Source organism: Paenisporosarcina sp. P4_E4_2 (assembly GCF_056401595.1).
Genome location: NZ_JBFUJC010000296.1, coordinates 1 through 3,922 on the forward strand (window position 1 = coordinate 1; position 3,922 = coordinate 3,922).

Below are 3,922 nucleotides of genomic sequence, written 5' to 3' on the forward strand. Positions count from 1 at the left end.
ATCTAACTCTATGTTATTTCCCATGTCGTTTTCAAAAAGTAAATGGACTTAATACAAAAAAGGCAGAGTTGTTTAACCCGTTCAGTTATCTGGTACAAAATCTAAATTAAACATACAAAAAGAGCCCAAATTCGCATTGAATTGGGCTCTTTTAAAATGCCGAGTGTTCGCACCTAATATTTATAAGTCTTATTAAACTAAGCATACGTTAGTTGAAGAAATTTATTGTAGAGTTGAACAAAACTGTTGATTAAGAAATCTTTTCTTCTCGTTCTTTTATATTCATATAGAGAAGAATACTGACACAGAAAATTGCACCAATTGTACTGGTAATAACTCTCATCAACCGAGTTTCATCAAAACCAAAAAGCACATGTCCTAAAGTATATAAAGCTGATAGAACAATAAACCATCGAAGTAATATTTTTTTCATTGCTAGTAACTCCTTATTTCAAACAAATAATGCCGTACTTATGTAAGTTTACCTCGGTCAGCTTTCAGCCTTACCGTTATTCTAAGAAGAATGGAGTTGGTTTCTGTTTTACATTCAACTCAATATAACCATTCTGAAGGCTCAGCCTTTTTTAAAAAAGCTTTCTCTGAGTCTTTTTTGTTATGCAATTTTATAGATTTTGAGCGTTTTTAAATTTTCATGGGAGTTCAAGAACTAAATATCACTTATTTGACTTGACTTCCAATCAAAATGTCTTTTAACTGGTCAACACTATTGACAATATAAGTAGGGTTAGAATGACTTAGTTCTTCATATGAACCATATCCATAAGTTACTCCAATAGAGTCAATACCGTTATTATTTGCCCCAATGATATCGTGCTTCTTGTCACCGATCATAATAAAGTCATCTAGCTTATGCCCATTGTACATATCGAGTATGTATTGAATAATCTCTGTTTTTGCTGTTCTTGTTCCATCAAGATTACTTCCGACAACAAGGTCAAAATAATGATCAATATTAAAATGAACTAGTATTTGTTCAGAAAATACAGTAGGCTTTGATGTTGCAACAACTAAAGTGGAATTTAGGTCTTTCAATGATTTCAATAGTAACGATATATTTGAATATAACTCATTTTCAAACATCCCCATCTCTCTAAACCTTTCTCTATAAAAATCAATTGCTTTTTGCGTATTTTCCTCATCAAAATTGTAGTATTCAGCAAAAGAATCTTGAAGTGGTGGACCAATGAAACATTCAAGTTTATCAATATCAGACTCAATAATGTGCATTTTCTGCAATGCATATTGAACAGACTTTGTTATACCTACTTTAGGGTCTGAAAGCGTTCCGTCTAAATCAAATAAAATTATTTTGTATTTGTCCATATTAAACTCCCCTTTGTATCAAATTCCAACTTAACTCATAAGAATCTTTAAAAAAATCAAGCACTTATTGAACTGCCCTGCCCTGTTAGTTAAGTAAGAAAAAGGCTTCACTAATTGAAGTAAAGCCCCCGTTAGCACAATAAGAAAGGACCAAAGAATGATCCTTTCTTATTGAAACATTCTATCGACCTATCTCAGTTATATTTTTTATAACTGCCATTTCTTTACCGAACCTATCACCATTATCAATAAATCCCAAACTCGAGTATAAATTATGTGCTCCCAAATTTTCAGGATGATAGCCTACAACAATTTTTTGGGCATTCGGTAATTTAGCCATCTCTGAAATCATTAATTTAGTTGCAGCTTTACCTATCCCCTTGCCTTGGAATTCCTTATCCACCATTATTCTATATACCCAATAACCATCAAGTTCTTCTTGAACAGAATTGTACATCAAAAAGCCAACTACTTTTTCTTCAGCATAAATAGCATATGGCTTTAATGTAGGCTCAAACTTTGACTGAGCTATTGATATAGCATTGGGTTCAATGTATTCTTTTTGTTCTGTTGATATCTCTAATTCACAACAGCCGTACCAGTTTTCTGCATTTAATTCTACGATTTTCACATTTTCTGTACTCATAAGTTTCCCCTTTYAAAATTCGGGAAAACGCTAAACAACTTTGTTAATTAGTCGTTATCCCCTTGTAGTCATTAATAATAGAAATTCTTTTGTTTGTCATAATGAACGCCTCCTCTAACAACTATTTCCTAAAAATTATATCAATTAATTTTTAGACTTTTTAATTATACTATTTTTTCCATTCCTTCTTATAATAATTTTATTTTCTTCTTGAACTGACCGACCCTGTAAACCAACCAAATGGCTTAATAATATTTCTTTCAAGGTCAGCGTTTTATTAAAAAGTTTTTACTGGGTCTGCTTTAATTTGCTAATCAATATATCTATTTATTATATTTCCATATATTTGATATAAATCTTTTAATTATTAAAATCGAGCAAGAAAAAAGCACTGCTAAAAGCAATGCTAATTTGTATGTTAATATGACGTTATTTGTATAGTTATTTAAACTTTTGTACCAGTAAACTGAATGGGTTAAGAGTTGTTTCCTCTGTCTTTTTTGTGTGGAAGAAAAAGAACCTTAATTAAGTCCGTTTAATAAACCAATTCAACTCGATTTCTAAACGCAATGAATATTCATTTAAAAAGGCTTCTTTAAATTCTTTATAGCCATATTCACCTAAAATATGCGTAAAGTATTTCTTTACTGTGTTGTATTCACCAACGGAAACCCCTTGAACTGTAAATTCTTTAATAGGGTAGTGCTGCAAAAATCCGTTATCTACCAATGCGATATATTTCTTATAAGTTGCAAAAGTGTCGGTTTCGTAATGCTTCATTTCAACTTGTATATCTACACGGGTTCCGCTTGTTTTTTTAAATTTAATTGTTACTTCACCCATATCATTCTTAAAAGTAGACTTCGTTCCATCAAACGTATAATTAATCAATTTTTAAACCTCCGCTAATTGTTCTTTTGCAATCCTTACTTTATCACAGGACAAGATAAAAGAGCTCACCCCCTTATAAACGCCATTTATTTCCAATGTAGAAGAAGGTGTTCGAACATTTAATGTGGWATAACTTCCATAACGAATATGAATGGGTAAACAGAATCGAACAAGTTGTAAATTACTGTTGCATGTAATTACACATGAATTCCATCATAAGGGAAAGATTGTTGCGACGACTCACCTGAGGAAATAGAACCTCCAAATACAGATGTGTTAGGCACGGAAGATTAGAGAAATATAAGTGACACTTCGTTTTATTGAAAACTATAGGATACTCAGTACGCATGATGATCTAAAAGGAGCAAGAATTGATGACACTATTAAATAGATTGCAAAAAGGGGATAAAATCGGTATTTATTCGCCTTCATCACCCATCACATATTCTTCACCGAAACGCTTTCAACGGGCAAAAAGCTTTTTAGAATCTAAAGGTTTTGAGATTATTGAAGGAAATCTTACAGGAAAGCATGATTATTACCGATCGGGGACCATCCAGGATCGAGCCGACGAATTAAACGAACTTATTCGAAACCCGGAAATTAAGATGATTATGTCTACAATAGGCGGTACCAATTCCAATGCGCTACTACCGTACCTTGATTATGATGCTTTTAAGAAAAACCCGAAAATCATGATAGGGTATTCTGATGCTACCGCCATCTTGCTCGGTATTTATGCCCAAACAGGAATTCCAACATTCTATGGACCTGCTCTGGTGCCTTCTTTCGGAGAATTCGAACCATTTCTTGACCATACATATGATTATTTCAAAGAGATGTTAATAGAAGAACAAAGTCTTCCTTTTATCATCCCTACACCGCCAATATGGACGGATGAACCTTTAAACTGGGAGGTTAAAACGGGTGATAAAGTACAGAGGGATAATGAATGGGTATGTGTGAATGAAGGTGTGGCGCAAGGCCGATTAGTAGGTGGTAATTTAAATACGATGTATGGCATTTGGGGAAGTCCATATA

General features: G+C 33.0%; 6 protein-coding genes. 2 read left to right on the forward strand and 4 right to left on the reverse strand.

Annotated features, from left to right (window positions below):
• Positions 1 to 250 precede the first annotated feature (250 nt).
• The 4 genes from AC1DSB_RS15770 to AC1DSB_RS15785 all read right to left on the reverse strand — a co-directional run bounded on the left by AC1DSB_RS15770 (position 251) and on the right by AC1DSB_RS15785 (position 2,881).
• Entirely contained in the window at positions 251 to 433 is a 183-nt protein-coding gene (locus AC1DSB_RS15770) for a hypothetical protein (protein ID WP_477532196.1), read from the reverse strand.
• A gap of 245 nt (positions 434 to 678) precedes the next feature.
• Positions 679 to 1,344 (reverse strand): HAD family hydrolase, encoded by a 666-nt coding sequence (locus AC1DSB_RS15775; RefSeq protein WP_477532195.1) that lies wholly within the window; start codon positions 1,342 to 1,344, stop codon positions 679 to 681.
• A 181-nt stretch (positions 1,345 to 1,525) separates the two neighbouring features.
• Positions 1,526 to 1,990, reverse strand: a complete 465-nt coding sequence (locus AC1DSB_RS15780) for a GNAT family N-acetyltransferase (protein ID WP_477587071.1) — start codon at positions 1,988 to 1,990, stop codon at positions 1,526 to 1,528.
• 525 nt (positions 1,991 to 2,515) lie between these two features.
• On the reverse strand, positions 2,516 to 2,881 hold the full coding sequence (locus tag AC1DSB_RS15785) for a hypothetical protein (RefSeq protein ID WP_477532932.1): 366 nt from the start codon (positions 2,879 to 2,881) through the stop codon (positions 2,516 to 2,518).
• Positions 2,882 to 3,032: 151 nt separating this feature from the next.
• Here AC1DSB_RS15785 and AC1DSB_RS15790 point away from each other — a divergent pair, with 151 nt between their 5' ends.
• Both AC1DSB_RS15790 and AC1DSB_RS15795 read left to right on the forward strand, forming a co-directional pair.
• On the forward strand, positions 3,033 to 3,137 hold the full coding sequence (locus AC1DSB_RS15790) for a DinB family protein (protein ID WP_477532931.1): 105 nt from the start codon (positions 3,033 to 3,035) through the stop codon (positions 3,135 to 3,137).
• 118 nt (positions 3,138 to 3,255) lie between these two features.
• Positions 3,256 to 3,922: S66 family peptidase (locus tag AC1DSB_RS15795; RefSeq protein WP_477587072.1), on the forward strand; the 667-nt coding region annotated here is incomplete at its 3' end.